The 15,237-nt window shown below is 64.0% G+C and carries 15 protein-coding genes; 4 read left to right on the forward strand and 11 right to left on the reverse strand.

What is annotated here, in order from left to right; all coding sequences use genetic code 11:
- Positions 1–22: 22 nt before the first annotated feature.
- Positions 23–1,069, reverse strand: a complete 1,047-nt coding sequence (locus AAFG50_RS12720) for a LysR family transcriptional regulator (RefSeq protein WP_011085570.1) — start codon at positions 1,067–1,069, stop codon at positions 23–25.
- A 482-nt stretch (positions 1,070–1,551) separates the two neighbouring features.
- Here AAFG50_RS12720 and AAFG50_RS12725 point away from each other — a divergent pair, with 482 nt between their 5' ends.
- Both AAFG50_RS12725 and AAFG50_RS12730 read left to right on the forward strand, forming a co-directional pair.
- The gene (locus AAFG50_RS12725; protein ID WP_011085572.1) at positions 1,552–1,818 is read left to right on the forward strand and encodes a hypothetical protein; all 267 of its coding nucleotides are present in this window, start codon (positions 1,552–1,554) and stop codon (positions 1,816–1,818) included.
- A gap of 203 nt (positions 1,819–2,021) precedes the next feature.
- The gene (locus AAFG50_RS12730) at positions 2,022–2,753 is read left to right on the forward strand and encodes a cytochrome c biogenesis protein CcdA (RefSeq protein WP_011085573.1); all 732 of its coding nucleotides are present in this window, start codon (positions 2,022–2,024) and stop codon (positions 2,751–2,753) included.
- A 25-nt stretch (positions 2,754–2,778) separates the two neighbouring features.
- Here the strand turns inward: AAFG50_RS12730 and AAFG50_RS12735 are convergent, their stop codons facing one another.
- The 7 genes from AAFG50_RS12735 to AAFG50_RS12765 all read right to left on the reverse strand — a co-directional run bounded on the left by AAFG50_RS12735 (position 2,779) and on the right by AAFG50_RS12765 (position 9,719).
- A complete protein-coding gene (locus AAFG50_RS12735; protein WP_028174778.1) occupies positions 2,779–3,435 on the reverse strand; it encodes an HAD family hydrolase in 657 nt (218 codons plus the stop codon).
- 148 nt (positions 3,436–3,583) lie between these two features.
- A complete protein-coding gene (locus AAFG50_RS12740) occupies positions 3,584–4,501 on the reverse strand; it encodes an MBL fold metallo-hydrolase (protein WP_028174779.1) in 918 nt (305 codons plus the stop codon).
- A 104-nt stretch (positions 4,502–4,605) separates the two neighbouring features.
- Positions 4,606–5,811, reverse strand: coding sequence for an NAD(P)/FAD-dependent oxidoreductase (locus AAFG50_RS12745; RefSeq protein WP_028174780.1), 1,206 nt, complete (start codon positions 5,809–5,811; stop codon positions 4,606–4,608).
- 121 nt (positions 5,812–5,932) lie between these two features.
- Complete coding sequence (locus tag AAFG50_RS12750) at positions 5,933–6,223, reverse strand: hypothetical protein (RefSeq protein ID WP_074077158.1); 291 nt, start codon at positions 6,221–6,223, stop codon at positions 5,933–5,935.
- Between the two features lie 97 nt (positions 6,224–6,320).
- Positions 6,321–7,259, reverse strand: a complete 939-nt coding sequence (locus AAFG50_RS12755) for an AraC family transcriptional regulator (RefSeq protein ID WP_028174781.1) — start codon at positions 7,257–7,259, stop codon at positions 6,321–6,323.
- A 315-nt stretch (positions 7,260–7,574) separates the two neighbouring features.
- The gene (locus AAFG50_RS12760; RefSeq protein WP_049832541.1) at positions 7,575–9,032 is read right to left on the reverse strand and encodes a sensor histidine kinase; all 1,458 of its coding nucleotides are present in this window, start codon (positions 9,030–9,032) and stop codon (positions 7,575–7,577) included.
- Between the two features lie 342 nt (positions 9,033–9,374).
- Complete coding sequence (locus tag AAFG50_RS12765) at positions 9,375–9,719, reverse strand: DUF1236 domain-containing protein (RefSeq protein WP_028174783.1); 345 nt, start codon at positions 9,717–9,719, stop codon at positions 9,375–9,377.
- Positions 9,720–9,857: 138 nt separating this feature from the next.
- Between AAFG50_RS12765 and AAFG50_RS12770 the strand changes: the two genes are divergently transcribed.
- Positions 9,858–10,091 carry a hypothetical protein gene (locus AAFG50_RS12770; protein ID WP_011085581.1) on the forward strand — a complete coding sequence of 78 codons (234 nt, stop codon included), beginning with the start codon at positions 9,858–9,860 and terminating at the stop codon, positions 10,089–10,091.
- A gap of 122 nt (positions 10,092–10,213) precedes the next feature.
- Here the strand turns inward: AAFG50_RS12770 and AAFG50_RS12775 are convergent, their stop codons facing one another.
- On the reverse strand, positions 10,214–11,488 hold the full coding sequence (locus AAFG50_RS12775; protein ID WP_028174784.1) for a serine hydrolase domain-containing protein: 1,275 nt from the start codon (positions 11,486–11,488) through the stop codon (positions 10,214–10,216).
- 162 nt (positions 11,489–11,650) lie between these two features.
- Between AAFG50_RS12775 and AAFG50_RS12780 the strand changes: the two genes are divergently transcribed.
- A complete protein-coding gene (locus AAFG50_RS12780; RefSeq protein WP_028174785.1) occupies positions 11,651–12,568 on the forward strand; it encodes an intradiol ring-cleavage dioxygenase in 918 nt (305 codons plus the stop codon).
- A 15-nt stretch (positions 12,569–12,583) separates the two neighbouring features.
- Here AAFG50_RS12780 and AAFG50_RS12785 read toward each other — a convergent pair whose 3' ends face one another.
- Complete coding sequence (locus AAFG50_RS12785) at positions 12,584–14,323, reverse strand: bifunctional protein-serine/threonine kinase/phosphatase (RefSeq protein WP_039184038.1); 1,740 nt, start codon at positions 14,321–14,323, stop codon at positions 12,584–12,586.
- Between the two features lie 61 nt (positions 14,324–14,384).
- Positions 14,385–15,224: a formate/nitrite transporter family protein gene (locus AAFG50_RS12790; RefSeq protein ID WP_028174787.1), complete on the reverse strand. Its 840-nt coding sequence runs from the start codon at positions 15,222–15,224 to the stop codon at positions 14,385–14,387.
- Positions 15,225–15,237 lie beyond the last annotated feature (13 nt).

Consider the following 15,237-nt stretch of genomic DNA (forward strand, 5'->3'; position numbering starts at 1 on the left):
GCCGCTGTTTTCATGTTCGTTCTCACCGTTCTTCGGTTGAAAATCCCCCGAAGAGCTGGGTCAGGGGTTCGCCCATATACGAGTCCTTGAATTCATGCGGGTGCACGAACTCTTCCTTAAACCACGGGAAGCGAGCCGGATTGAAAGCCTCGATCAGCCAGTCAATCATGTGCCGTACCCGCGGAATTCGGCCGCTACCGGGATGGTAGGACAACCAGATATCCAGCGGTCGGTTCAGCTCGACCTCCAGTGGAATCAACTTCCCGCCAAGCGCGACGGCGTAGCTCGGGAATACGCCGATTCCGGCGCCATTCGCGACAGCCCAGTAGTTGGCGCTTGAGACGTTGGTCTTCATGACCAGAAGGTCACGTTCAGGAACGCCCGGGAAGAAGCTCTCGAAAGTTTCCTTGGCGGCGAGCTGGTCGGCGAATTGCAGCACCAAGCGGTGCTTGATCAATTCCATTGCCGAGCGCGGAGCGCCATGTTTCTCGATGTATTTCTCGGAGGCCCAGAACATCAGATGCATGCGGCCGAGCCGCACCAGCTTGACGTCGAGCGCGGAAGGACGCGACAGGTGGATGGCGACGTCAGCCTCGTGGCGGGAGACGTCTGCGGATCGCATCGCGCAATGCAGGTCGACCAGAATCTTCGGATAGGCCTGCTGGAATTCGACCAGGCGCGGGGCGAGCCAGAACGTCCCAAGGCCCTCGGTCACCGCGACGCGGACCTCGCCGGACAGGACATTGGCCGTCGAATCGCTGGTGCGCAGCACGTCGAATGCAGCCGCCTCCATTCGTTCGACGGCGGAGACCACCATCGTGCCCTCGTCAGTCAGGTGGGTGCCGTGCACGTCGCGGGTGAAAAGGGTAGTGCCGGTCTGACGCTCGAAATCGTCGATGCGTCGGCGGACGGCGTTGATCGACAGCGACAGACGTTCGGCCGCCGAGCGGAAACTTCCGGATCGGACGACTTCCAGGAAAATCCGGGCGGCATCCCAATCCGAGAGGCCGCTGAGATTTGCTTTTTGGCGTTCCTCTAGTGGAACGCCCCTTTCCGCCAAGGAGTGCATACAAGTCCCTTCGGGTTGTTAAACTGGCAGAATCTGGCGCAAACCACAACCACGACGGGTTGGGGAATGGCGAGTTTTGAACGCCATCCTTACTACCTCGAAGGTGGTATCTGAGTGCGGCCAAGGGCTGGGAATCGGGCAAGCTTTCGCCCGAATGAGGGGTGTCGCGTGAGTTCCGTTGCGAGCCGTGAAATGGCTGCGGGATTGTCGGCGCTGTCCGCAATTGATCTGCTTGCGAGAGAGGCGTTCCCGCCTTCCAGGACGGATCGATCACAGCGCATCGTGCGTTCTACCCTTCGACGTTTCGATGATGGCCAATTAAGCAGCGGGGCGATGTTCGCCGGAACCGCAGTTTCAACGCAGAAACACACTGAAATCATGTTCAGAGGCGCAGCGGCCTCGTGCTATCGTTGGCTCTCCATGGGGGCCAGAGGGGTCGTCACCAACACGTCTCGCAGGCCGAATTAACGGAAAGAACGCCGGTGTCGCATTCAGACGAACAGTTGCAGTCGGTGCTGGAAACGCTCGAGGAGTGCCGCAGGGTTCTCAACGAGATCAATAGCCGTGAGTCGGCCGAGCTGCTGTCCATTGTCATCCTGGACGTGCGGATGAAACTCAAAGGAATTGACAGTGCCGATCTCAAGGCATTGTGCGACGAAATGCTGCGGAGCGCTGCAAGCGAACCGCCACCCCCCTCCAAGCAGACGCAGGACCAGCCCCGGCGTCCGCTGCTCCGCGTGGTGAAGTAGCCGCGCCGCCGGATCTCGCTTTTTGGCGAGGTTTGTGCGCGTCCCGATGCCGCATCTGTGATTGCGGACGGCATCGGGAGGAGCCCTGGTTTTGTGCGCCTCTGTTGCGCATTTTCCGGCATCGGCTACACCAGAGCCGGTGCTCCGGGCCGCGCGCATTCCCCGCGCGCCGCGCCGGCGCCTGAGATGGCTCCGACTGCATCATGCAAAATGTTTCGATCCCGGCGGCGCTGATTGCCGGCCTCGTCAGCTTCCTCTCCCCATGCGTCCTGCCGCTGGTCCCGCCCTACCTGATCTATCTCACGGGCGCGACGATCGAGCATGTCGAGAGCGACGAGCCGTCATCGGCCTCCAAGCGCGCAATCATGATGTCGGCGCTTCTGTTCGTGCTCGGCTTCTCCACCGTGTTCGTGGCGCTCGGCGCCAGCGCCTCGCTGGTCGGCGGGCTGATCCGGGCCTGGTCGGCGGAGCTGTCGATCCTCGCCGGCGTCGTCATCATCGTGATGGGTCTGCACTTCCTCGGCCTGACGCGCATCGGCCTGTTGATGCGCGAGGGCCGGCTGCCGATCCCGAAACCCGTCGGCCTGTGGGGCGCCTACATCATGGGCCTCGCCTTCGCCTTCGGCTGGACGCCCTGCATCGGCCCGATCCTCGCCGCGATCCTCTCGATCGCCGCGGCCGAAGCCACGGTGACCAAGGGCGCAGGGCTCCTCGCGGTCTATTCCGCGGGCCTCGGCATTCCCTTCCTGATCGCCGCGCTGATGATCGAGCAGTTCTCCGCGCTGTTCGCGCGCATGAAGGGCCATCTCGTCAATGTCGAGCGCGCCATGGGCGTGTTGATGGTGATCACCGGCATCGGCTTTCTCACCGGCGCGGTCTCGAATGTGAGCATCTGGCTGCTGGAGACGTTTCCGGCGTTGCAGACGTTCGGGTAGGGCGTGTCGAATGGGAGTGCTGCAATCATTCCATGCTCAGCAAAGCCGGAAGGTCGCTCATGCGATGAAAGAGGTCGTCGCAGACAGCTGCTAACTCTTGCTCAATTTCCGGATCACCTCCGGTAAAGCCGAGGACCCTCATTCCTGCGGCCTTTGCTGCGTAAATCCCGGATAACGAGTCCTCAACAACGATGCAACGTGAGGGGTGAGCGCCCAACGTCTGCGCAGCATGCAGAAACAGGCCGGGGTCCGGCTTCCACGAACCAACCTCGTACGCACTGAATATGCGTCCTTCGAAGTGCCCCAGCAAGCTCGTCAATCCGAGGGCATGCGTGAGTTTCGACATGGGTCCGTTAGACGCCACGCAAACCGGAGCGGTGATTGCGGCCAACGCTGCATGGATTCCCTCGACAGGCCTCAGTTCGGCATCAAAAGCCAGCGCGGTTGCTTGCCGAACGTCGGCGACGAAAGTGTCTCGGACACTGCGGCCTAACCGGCGCTCGATTTCGCGCACGCAGTCCGTCATCTTCACCCCTCGGAACGAACGTATCGCGTCTTCCATGCTGATCGCCACGCCTTCCTCAGATGCTGTCCGGACCAGCACGGTCAGGGCAATGATCTCACTATCGACCAGGACACCGTCCGAATCGAAGATAATGAGTTCGGGACTTGCACAGGTCATCCTTGCGATGCTCCAAGCACATAGTTCATCGGTACTTCTCGCTATATCCGGGTCGGTGGACGGGGGCCATACCGGGCTGATTGAATTCAGGGCGCGTACTCACGAACGTCATGAGCACGCGCCCCGTTCGGCCTAACTCAACAGGCGGTCAGTAGTCCCAGAAGGCCGGCACAAAACGGAAGGCGTCGCCGTCGATCGCCACCCGGCCGATGGACGGGAACGGCAGGTGAGTGGCCACCAGCATCTCGCCGGTCTCGGCAAGCTCTCGCAAGAGACGGACACGAACGCGCGCGGCCTCCTCGGGATCGTGCTCGAAGCCGTTGTGCCAGTCGGGTTGTTCGAACCCGACCGCAAACACGGCGTCGCCGGCGAATGTCAGCGCATCGCCGCCGGACGCTACGCGCACCACGCTGTGTCCGGGGGTGTGACCGCCGGTGCGACGGGCGATGACGCCGGGCGCAATCTCGTGGGTCTCATCGAACTGCCGCAACTGACTGCCGTACTCGCTCACGAACCGCTTGGCGGTCGCGCGAAGCGCGTCCGGGAATCCCTGCGGCATGGCGGTCTGCGAGAAATCGGGCGACTCCCAGAATTTGACCTCGGCGGCGGCCACGTGGATCCGCAGGTCCTTGCGCAATCGCTTTTTCACCCCGTCGACGAGCAGCCCGCCGATGTGGTCCATGTGCAGATGGGTCAGCACCAGATCGGTCACGGACGACAGATCGATGCCGGCAGCCTCCAGTCGCTTGATCAACTGTCCGGCCCGCGGCAGGTGCAAGTTTGGGTCGGACCCCAGTCCAGCGTCGATCAGGATGGTCTTGCCGCCGCTGCGTACCATGACCGCATTCAGCGCCCAGTCGAAGGCATCCTGCGGCAGGAACATGTCGTGCAGCCAGGCCGCACGTTCGGCCGGGGCGGCGTTGTGCGCCAACATCGTGGTTGGCAGCGGCAGCACGCCGTCGCTGACCACCAGCACGTCGATCTCGCCGACCTTCAGCGCGTAGCGCGACGGAACGAGCTCTTCAGGTCCGGATGACACGGGGTACGAGGTGTTGTGCAGATTCATGTCTGTCTCCTGTTTCATGGGAAGGTGGTTGGTCCTGGTTCTGGCTGGTCTTGGTTGAGCGGACCGCGTAGCCAGGAGAGCGCGGCCGTCATCGCCTCGTGTGGTTAGAGACTGGTCACGCGCTCCGGATCGGCCGACGCGAGCGCCGCGGCGCGCTCGGCCTTCGGCGGATAGATCCAGACGGTGTTGATCTCCTGCTTGGTCTTCTTGGCGACGTCGCCGACCAGCTCGACCTTGCGTTCCCAGCCGCGCGTGAACACCGCGCCGGCTTCGCCGAGATCGAGGCAGGTGACGTAGGCCTTCTGGTGATACGGCCTGGTCGGAACGCCCAGCAGCTCGGCGGCGGCGTTGTTGCCGGCAAAGGCTCCCATGCGCGTGGCGTGCTGGCACGACATCAGTGCGTAATTGCCCTCGTCGTCGCATGCTGCGCGCGCAGCATCGCCGGTGGCGAAGACGCCGGCGACGACAGGCACGCGCAGATCTCGGTCCACCAGCAGGCGGCCGAAATTGTCGTGCTCGGCTGGAATCTGCGCGGTCAATGGCGCGGCGCGGATGCCGGCCGCCCAGACCACCGTCTCGGTTTCGATATGTTCGCCGGTCGATAGCGTCACGCCGGATTTGTCGAGCGAGACGACGCCGGCCCCGAGCCGCATCTCGACGCCGAGCTTGCGCAACGCATCCTCGATGAGCGGGCGGGGGTTTTCGCCCATGTCGGGCGCGATCGCGCCGTTGCGCTCGACGATGATGACGCGCGTCCTGGAGTCCTTGCCGAAGATGTTGCGCAGGCGCGCGGGCAGCTCGGTTGCCGCCTCGATGCCGGTGAAGCCGCCGCCGGCAACGACGACCGTGTCGCGTCCGTTCACGGCCGGCCGGTCGGCCAGACCGTGCAGATGCCTGTCGAGTGCGATCGCGTCATCGAGCGAGTCGACGCTGAAGCCGTGCTCGGCAAGGCCGGGAATGTTGGGGCGGAACAGCCGGCTGCCGGTGGCGATCACGAGGCGGTCGTAGGACAGTGTCGTGCGCGTGCCCCTGGGAGTGGCGATCTGCACCATCCGCGCCTTGGTGTCGATCGTCTCGGCGCTGCCCTGGATGTAGTCGACGTCGATCGCCCTGAGGACATCGAGCAGCGGTGCCGTCAGGGTTTCCGGCTTCGGCTCGTAGAGCCGCGGGCGGACCACCAGCGTAGGCTCCGGTGCGATCAGCGCGATTTCCAGATCGTCAGGCGAAACGCCCTGGATGTCGCGCAGGCGGGCCGAGGAGAGGGCGGCGTACATGCCGGCGAAGCCGGCGCCAATGATGAGCAGTCGCATGTGGTTGACTCCTGGGTTTGGCTCGTTCGGGACGCGCGCGCATCGTCGCTGCCGCTGGTGTCGGCGGAGCCTGTTGTGATCGGCGATGATGCGAAGAGGTGAAACGGAGACCGCCGGACCCTTACGGCGCGGCGCAGTTCGGCAGTGAGGACAGTAGCCCAGGGCCATCACATGCCGCCGGGCAGCTTCTCGGGCCCGATGTCCAGCCGCGCAGAGCTGCCGGCACCATCGGTTTTCTGGGCCAACCTTGATTGATCAGGATTGACGTTGCGGGATTGGCGCTTTGCGTCGCTTGTAAGGTCGCTTCTTCGGCTGTCGGCTGGGTGAAGCGTACGGTCAGCGAGAGCCCATACAGCAGCGCCGACGTGATGGCTTTCCGTCGCGGTGCGATTGCAAGGTGTTTCCAGTCCATCGTTGGTCTCCGTCCGCGTCGTGCGATGCCAGGATGTTTAGCGAACCAGATATCCGACTGCCCCAGAGCGATTGCCGTCCCTGTCGAGAGATTGCTGCTAACGCATGCGCCTGCGCCAATCGCTCGGCGTTTCACCCGTCAGCTTCTTGAAGGCCGCGGCGAAGGCGGTCTGCGAGGAATAGCCGAGCGCTGCGGCGACCGAGACGACCGATTCGTCGCTCTCCCGCAGCATGTTCATGGCCTGCTCGAGCCTGTGCTGGCGCAGCCAGGCATGCGGCGAGAGCCCGGTGCTCTCCTTGAAGGCACGGCAGAAGTGAAAGCGCGAGAGGCCGGCATCGGACGCCAGCGCATCGAGCGAGATGTCCGCATCGCTGTCCGAGCGCAACCGTTCGATCGCACGGAGCAGGACCTTCGGCGACAGCCCGCCCATGGTCTGTTGAAACGTTGTTGGCGAACCGGTGTGGGCAACCAGCAGGCGGGTGGCCAGAAGATCCGTCAGTTGATGACGGAACAACGTATCCAGGGCTCCGTTGCCCCCCAGCGCATCCGCTGCACTCAAGAGCAGTCTGGACGTGATGGGATCGGGATGCGCCGTCCGCTCCAGCAGGTCGGCCGGTTTTGCGGTCCCGGCTTCGTCGGCAACGCGCTTCAGTGTTGCATTCGGAAGATAGAGCTGGACCACATCGACAGGCTTCGGAATATCCCATCGGGAGCTCGATCCTTCTGGAATGATGATCACCACTCCAGGACGAAACGTGCCGATCGCAACCGATTTTCCCGACCGCCGCTCCATGCGCTGCATCATGCCGTTGTACGCCATGATCACATGGTGGCTCATGGGCTCGACGACGTCGTGCAATGGATCATGTTTCCAGTGGGCGATGCCGGCGCCGGAGGAATCCAATGCCATGCGAGCCGGTTCGGTCCTGAGCACCCGCGCCATCTCTGCGTCGGCGGCCCGCCGTTCGGAGGTCGAACCATCGTCCGGCTGTGCGCCGGGTGCGGACGGCACGCCGTTGTGCGAGGGATTGCGCATGAGTGTGCTGCTCTCGATCATTGCGTGGCTCCTCCTGATCGCATCGAGCTTCGGATCAGGTGCCCGTATTTGTACGGGTCGGCGCACGTTCTAGGCGGCGCAAACTCCCAGCGTCTTTCCTGAAGCGGCCATGCTTTGTCCGATCCTGCTCCGGGCAGGCGCGCGTTTTCGAAAATGCACGACGGGCGGCGCTGAGTTGCCTGGGTCTTGAACGGAGGTTTTGTGAAAGACGTTTTATGACAAAAGGTGCGAGGCCTTCACATGGCTATCGCTCTAACCCGCAAATCCGGCATTGGGGATGACCATCCCGTTGATTCACCGCGCCTCGTCCAGCGCGCAGGTCACCGTGCAGACGACGCCGCGCGGCAGGAAATCGACGGTTGCCTCGCCGCCGAGCTGGTCGCGGGCGCTGCGCTCGATCAGGCGCGAGCCGAAGCCGCGCCGCACCGGCGCCGTCACCGGCGGTCCGCCGATCTCGCTCCAGATCAGCCGCAGGCGCGGCTTCGGTGTGTCGGCGATGACTTCCCAGTCCAGCGTCACCCGGCCGGTCTCATTGGACAGCGCGCCATATTTCGCGGCGTTGGTGGCGATCTCGTGCACGATCATCGACAGCACCACGGCAAGTCGCGGCGACAGCGGCACCGCGGGGCCGTCCATCCGGATGCGCTCGGGCGCATTGAGCAGGAACGGCTGGAGCGCGCGCGTGATCACCTCCTTCAGTTCCGAGCCGGCCCATTTCTCCTGGCTGAGCAGATTGTGCGCCTCGGCGAGCGCGCCGAGGCGGCCCTCGAACTTGGCCCGCTCCTCGCGGCTCGCGCTGCGGAAGGTCTGCACCGCGATCGCCTGCATCAGGGCCAGCGTGTTCTTGACGCGGTGGTTGAGCTCCTCGATCAGCAGATCGTGCAGCATCTCGCCGCGTGCGATCGTCGTCGCCATGCGGACCGCAAAGGTGAGGCCGGTGAGCAGCAGGATGCCGCCGATCAGGCTGGTGACGGCGATGTTGCGCCAGAGCGGGGCGATCAGTGAACTCTCGGCGACGCCGGCAGCCACGGTCCAGCCGGTCAGCCCCGAACGGGTGTAGGCGGCGGCGAGCGCGACGCCGTCGAGCGACACGGTCGGAAGCGCCGCCTCGTCGCTGCGGAACATCTCGGCGTAGAGCGACGGCGACGCGCGTTTGCCGAATGTCTCGCTGGGGTTCGGCGCGCGCGCGAACACGGTGCCCTTGGCATCGAGCAGGCTTACCGTCCATTGCCGGTCCGGGCGCTGCTTCTCCACCAGATCCTGAAAGATGCTGATCGGCGGGCTGAAGCAGAGGTCGTAGATCACCTCGCCGTTGCGAAACACCGGCACTTCGACGGTGAGAACCTGCCGCCCGTTGAGCGCGCCGGTGAACAGGTCGGAATATTGCGGCGCTCTGGTCGCAAACACCTTCTCGACGATCTCCAGATTGCCGCGCGGCGGCAGGCTCGCGGTGTCCTCCGTCGCCGAGGAGAACAGCAGCCGGCCCTTGCGGTCGGAGATCAGCACCAGGCCGCCCTTGCCATACTGGTCGAGGAAGCCGAGCGCGATGCGGCGAAAGTTCGGGAAGTCGTCGTTGCGCAGCGAGTTCGTCAGTGCGAGCACCTGCAAGCCGCCGGTCATCCGCTGCACCTCGGAATCCAGCACCAGGCGCATGCTGCGCACGTTCTCCAGCACGCGGCGCGTCGCGTCGCTGCGGTCCTGCTTGTAGTTGTAGACGGCAATGCCAACGGCGAAGACGATCAGCGGCAACATCGTCCCCGTGACCAGGAGAGCGAGCCGGACCGGAAGGGTGAACCTGGACAAACGCGGGCGTCCCGATTCCAGCGCGACGGCGCCGGATTATGATTTTGTCAGACCATACGGTCAGGACGTGCGCCGCGCCATGATTTTTGCATTCAGCGAGCAGACCAGACGGAATCTTTGCAGCGCGGTCGCAGGTGTCTGCCGGTCAGCTCATGCCGATTGCGGCCAGCAACAGGCAGATGGCGCAGATGGCCGCCAGGCTGACACCGGCGATCCGGGCCTCTCGATGCGATGTCATCGTCAACTCCGGGAGAGGGCCGTCCTTGATGCGGCCCCCTCCATCACGTCTTGTCAGTCGATTTCCTGGACGACCGTCCGGGAGCCCGGATCCACCAACATCACGCGCTCGCCGGAATAGACGTAGCGGTACTTGGTGAGCGCGGGCCCCCAGTCGGCAGGAACCGCCTCGAGCTCGACATCGCTCGGCACCGTCGCGCCGACGATGATCTTCTCCTTCGTCGTCACGGGGCGAACGCGATGTTCGGTGATGTAGGATTTGATCCTAGTTCGGTATTCCGGCTCGATCTGAACGGCGGCCGCGTGCCCGGTTCCGGTGGTCGTCACCACGGTGGACTGCGCGAACACGCCAGTCGAGATCATCACCGCCGCGGCGGAAAGCAGAAACAGCTTCTTCATCTTGTTCTCCTCGTTGGAATAAGTGCGGCGTCAACATCCCACTGCGGACGGCGTTCCTCTTGCTTAGGAACAAATTGCCATTTGTTCCCGTTCAAGAATCGGCCGGGCGGAAACGTCCGGCGATTGGAGGAGGATAAAATGAAGCTGAAGATCGCAACTGCAGCATTGATGGTTGCTGCATTGTCCCTGCCGGCGTTCGCGGCCGACGAGTTCTACGTCGTCCAGGACGTCAAGACGAAGAAGTGCACCGTTGTCGACAAGAAGCCCACGGACACGTCGATGACCGTCGTCAGTCCGTCGGGCACGATCTACAAGTCGCGCACCGAAGCCGAGAGCGGCATGAAGACCGTCAAGGTCTGCACGTCAAACTGAGGAGGATGGCAAACGGCGGTGCGTGTCGCCGTTCCTGCCACGCCTGATCGTGCCGGAGATGCTCAAATGAGCGTCTGATATTGAGATTCCGCGGCCGACGGCCGCGGAATCGATTCAAGCGGTTACAGATTGGTCTCGGTGATCGCGGCATACACCATGCTGCGCAGCTCGCGCCGGAGCGGATAGGCGCTCGACGGCAGCACCTGCGTCATGAAGATGGTGATCAATTCCTCGGCCGGGTCGATCCAGAATGAGGTCGTCGCCGCGCCGCCCCAATTGTATTCGCCGGGGCTGCCGGCGATCAGCGTCTCGGCCGGGCGCATCGTCACGGCAAAGCCGAGGCCGAAGCCGATGCCGTTATAGGTGGCTTCCGAGAACAGCGAGCGCGATACCTCGGGGAGGAAGCGGCCGCCCGGAATGTGGTTGGTCGTCATCAGTGCCAGCGTCTTCGGCCCGATCAGCCTGACGCCGCCGAGCTCGCCGCCGTTGAGCAGCGCGCGGCAGAAGGTGAGATAGTCCGCGGCCGTCGAGCACAGGCCGCCGCCGCCGGATATGAAGGAGGGCGGGGACAGGAACGAGCTCGTCGCCGGATCGTCCTGGAGCGTCAGGCCCTCGCGGCGCTGGCCGGCATGGAAGGTCATGCCGCCGCCCGGGTCCGCCGAATAGCAGGCAGCGAAGCGATGGGCCTTCGAGGCCGGCACGTGGAAATCGGTGTCGGTCATGCCGAGCGGATCCAGAATGCGTGTTTTCAGGAACTGCTCGAACGGCATGCCGGAAATCTTGCCGACGAGGTAGCCGAGCACGTCGGTCGCGACCGAGTAGTTCCAGGCCTCGCCCGGCGAAAACTCCAGCGGGATCTTCGCGAGCGCCTCGATCATGGTTTGGAGCGTGCCCGACTTCTCGACCTCGCCGATCTTCTCGGCGCGATAGGCGGCATCGACATTGGAGCGCTGCTGGAAGCCGTAAGTCAGCCCGGAGGTGTGGCGCAGCAGGTCGACGATCAGCATCGGCCGGGACGGCGGCCGGGTCAGGAAGGCCGGCGCGGTGCCGGCGACGAACACGCCGAGATCCTTCCATTCCGGAATGTATTTGGCGACCGGCTCGTCGATCGCGACGAGGCCTTCCTCGACCAGCATCATGAAAGCGACGCTGGTGAGCGGCTTGGTCATGGAATAGATGCGGTAGATGGTGTCGTCCTTGACCGGCACCTTGCGCTCGACATCGGCGAGGCCCTGGACCGAGCTGTGCGCGATCTTGCCGCGGCGGTAAACCAGAAGCTGGGTGCCCGGGAAGCGGCCGGCATCGATGTACCGGTTCTTCAGGTGCGCATCGACGCGGTCGAGCGCGGCCTTGGACATGCCGACGGATTCGGGCGAGGCGGGGGTGGGGGCGAGCATCAGTTCCTCCGGGGCAGTTTCTCGACAAGGTGATAGCCAAATGGCAGCCCCATTCCAAGCCGGTTGCGCTTAACGCGGGCCGGCCGGGTGGTGTAGTGTCCGGCCTGGAACGCTTCCAGGGAGCCCGCCCGGGCCAACGAGAAAAATGCAAGGCAACGCACCATGACCCAGTTCAACGAGACCGAACTCACCGCAGCCGTGGTCGAAAGCTTCGACAAGACGCCGAACCCGCGGGCGAAATTCCTGCTCCAGGAACTGGTGAAGTCGCTGCACGATTACGTGAGCAAGACCGGTCTCACCTTCGAGGAATGGGAATACGCCATCGATTTCCTGACCCGCACCGGTCATAAATGCACCGACACCCGCCAGGAATTCATCCTGCTGTCCGACGTGCTCGGCGTCTCCATGCTGGTGGACGCGGTCAACCACAGGGATCGCGAGGGCGCCACCCAGACCACGGTGCTCGGCCCGTTCTATGTCGGCGAGCACAAGGTGACCGCGCACGGCACCGACATCTCGCCGAACAATCAAACCGGCGAGCGGATGTTCGTGCAGAGCCGCGTCACCGACCTGAAGGGCAAGCCGCTGGCGGGCGTTCCCGTCGACGTCTGGCATGCCGACGACGACGGCTTCTACGATTCACAGAAGCCGAACTATGACGAGGTCGGCGCCTCGGCGCGGGCGCGTTTCATCACGGACAGCGACGGCCGCTTCTTCTTCCGCACCATTTTGCCGTGCAGCTACCCGATCCCGACCGATGGCCCCGTCGGCGAGATGATCGTGCAGACCAACCGCCATCCGATGCGCCCGGCGCATGTGCACTTCCTGGTCAACGCGAAGGGCTATGAGCCGCTGATCACGCATGTCTTCATGGACGGCGACAAATATCTCGATTCCGACGTGGTGTTCGGCGTCAAGGATGACCTCGTCGCCAAGGTCGAGCCGCGCAACGACCTCGAGATGCCCGACGGCACCAAGGCGAGCGGGCAGTGGCATCTGATGACCTACGAATTCCACCTCAAGCCCGGCGGCGGCATGGCGCCGAAGCCGCTGGGGATGAAGGCGGCGGAGCCGGCCTGAACCGACCTTGTCCGGCTATCGCAGCCGAAGCACCGCGAGCAGCGTGATGACCGCGCAGGCCAGGATCGCCGTGGTCAGCTTCCAGAACAGCAGCGGGTTGCGCTCCAGAAGCGGCGTGGTCCGCGTGGCGAGATAGGCCGGGTTGGGATTCCTGAGTTCGAAGACGAATTCAGAGAGGTCCTCGTGGCGCTTGTAGGGATCGGGATGCAGCGCCTTCCTGAGCGCGCCGTCGATCCAGCCCGGGATGCCGCGCTCGGCATCGATGGCCGGGCGATATCTCAACTTCCACGCGTCCGATCGTCCGCGGATTTTGGCGAGCTGGGCGCCGTAGGGGAGATGTCCGGTGAGCATATGGTAGCAAATGGCGGCCAGCGAAAACATGTCGGACCGCGGCGATCCCCCCTCGCCGAGGAAATATTCCGGGGCCGTGTACTGGACCGTGCCGAGAATTTCCTCGTCCGCCGATTTCGGCGCCGCCTCGGCGACGCCCGCGACCCTGACCGATCCGAAGTCGATGATCTTCGCAGTGCCGGTCTTGTCGATCAGGACGTTGTCGGGCCTGAGGTCCTGGTGCAGCATCTCCATGCGATGGAAGGCGCGAAGCCCCGTGGCGATCTGCTCGACGATCCCTCGGACCGTCTCCAGATCGGGACGCGGGTTGTCCAGCATCCACTGCCTCAGGGTCTGCCCCTCGATGAACTCGGTCGCAACATAGAGGTAGCTGCGCCGCCGCGACTGTGACAGCGGCTTGAGCACGTGCGGACTGTCGATGCGGCGTGCGATCCACTCCTCCATCAGGAAGCGCTTGAGATAGGCCGCATTGTCGCGCAGGTCGATCGACGGCAGCTTGAGCGCGACCGGCTCCTCGGTCTCCGCATCGACGGCAAGGTAGATGTGACTGCGGCTGCTGCCGTGTATCTCCCGGACGATCCTGTAACCGTCGAACATCGCCCGTGGCTCGGGCAGCGCAGGAAGCGGCAGTTCGAAGGTCTGATTGAAGATGCCGGCCGAGTCGCGCTGCGGCACTGCGTCAACGCGGAGGATCTGGACGGTGATGTTGTCGTCGCTGCCGCGCCGGTACGCTTCGTCGACGATCGCCTTCGCGGCCCCGTCGAGCTCGGCTGCATGCTCGCTGAGCGCGCTCGTGATGAAACGCTGGTCGACGAATTCGTAGGCGCCGTCGGTTGCGAGGATGAAGGTGTCGCCCGCCTCGATCTCGACCGTCTGGTAGTCGATCTCGAGCTGCGGGTTGATGCCGAGCGCGCGGCCGAGATAGGTCTGCTCCGACGACACGATGATACGGTGATCGTCGGTCAGCTGCTCGAGCGCCTTGCCGGCGACGCGGTAGATGCGGCAGTCGCCGACATGGAAGATGTGCGCGGTGGTCGCCTTGATGACCATGGCGCTGAGGGTGCAGACATAGCCCTTGTCGCGGTCATAGGCATATTGGCTCTTGCGCGTCTGCGCGTGCAGCCAGGAATTGGTCGCGTCCAGCACGCGGCGGGCGGAGGTCTTCACCGTCCAGGATTCCGACGTGCAGTAATAGTCCATCAGGAAGCTCTTGACCGCCGACTCGCTGGCGATCTGGCTCACCGTGCTGCTGGAGATGCCGTCGGCGAGAACCGCCGCGATGCCCTTCAGGCTGAGCAGCGGCTCCTCCGGAATCAGGATGCCGTGAAAATCCTGGTTGACGGGCTTGCGACCCCTGTCGGAGTGCTGGCCGATCGAAATCAGGAGTCCGCGGGTCATCGTCATCACCGGCAAAGGGGAGCCTCACCCTGCTCGGGCGAGGCTCCCCTGTCGAGACGTTGTTTGATCAGGCCGCGACGCGGGACGGCGTGGTCTTGCCGGCCTGGCGCTTCGGCTGGGTCATGACGTGCGTGGCGTAGAGGGTCATGCCGGTGAAGGCGAGGCCGCCGACGAGGTTGCCGAGCACGGTCGGGATCTCGTTCCAGATCAGATAGTCCATGATCGAGAACTTCGCGTGCAGCATCAGGCCCGACGGGAACAGGAACATGTTCACGACGGAGTGCTCGAACACCATGTAGAAGAACACCAGGATCGGCATCCACATCGCGATGACCTTGCCGGGGACCGAGGTCGAGATCATGGCGCCGACGACGCCGGTCGAGACCATCCAGTTGCAGAGCATGCCGCGCAGGAACAATGTCGCCATGCCGGCCGCGCCATGCGCGGCATAGCCGAGCGTTCGGCCCTCGCCGATATTGCCGATGGCCGTGCCGATCTTGTCGGGGTCTTGCGTGAAGCCGAAGGTCGTGACGAAGGCCATCATGAAGGCCACCGTGAAAGCGCCGGCAAAATTGCCGACGAAGACGAGGCCCCAGTTGCGCAGCACGCCGCCGAAGGTGACGCCCGGGCGCTTGTCGATGAGGGCGAGCGGCGAGAGCACGAAGACGCCGGTCAGCAGGTCGAAGCCGAGCAGGTACAGCATGACGAAGCCGACCGGGAACAGCAGCGCCCCGACCAGCGGCTGGCCGGTGTTCACGTTGATGGTGACGGCAAACCAGGCCGCCAGCGCGAGGATGGCGCCGGCCATATAGGCCCGGATGATGGTATCTCGGGTGGACATGAAGATCTTGGACTCGCCCGCATCCACCATCTTGGTGACGAATTCCGAAGGCGCGAGATACGACATCAATGGTTCCTTT

Source organism: Bradyrhizobium sp. B039 (assembly GCF_038965675.1).
GTDB classification, from domain to species: domain Bacteria; phylum Pseudomonadota; class Alphaproteobacteria; order Rhizobiales; family Xanthobacteraceae; genus Bradyrhizobium; species Bradyrhizobium diazoefficiens.